Genomic DNA, 252 nt, shown 5'->3' with positions numbered 1-252 from the left:
AAGGGCGAAAATCAGTTGCCAAGGGTCATTGCCGGCGTCAAATTTACCGACGGCGTCGCAGAATCGACGACGCCAGCTAACCGCGCCGCCTGATCAGCCCCATCACCCAATTTCGGCCATAGCTCGTCGTTCTCCTGGATCGCAGCATCGCGCTGGGCGATCGCTGCATCACGCTCAGCCGCCAGCGTGCTGCATTCCGCCGACAACATGGCAAGCCGTGACGACAGCGCCGTCACGGCTTTCTGGAGCAAT

The 252-nt window shown here is 61.1% G+C and carries 1 protein-coding gene; it reads right to left on the bottom strand.

The window, feature by feature from the left end; genetic code table 11:
* Positions 1–11: 11 nt before the first annotated feature.
* The coding region (locus ACZYOF_RS44910) for a hypothetical protein (RefSeq protein WP_463719724.1) at positions 12–252 on the bottom strand (241 nt) is incomplete at its 5' end.

It is taken from the genome of Bradyrhizobium sp. LeoA1Lang (assembly GCF_055413685.1).
Note: the sequence above shows the minus strand (reverse complement) of the source record. Positions and strands in the feature narration are given on the sequence as shown.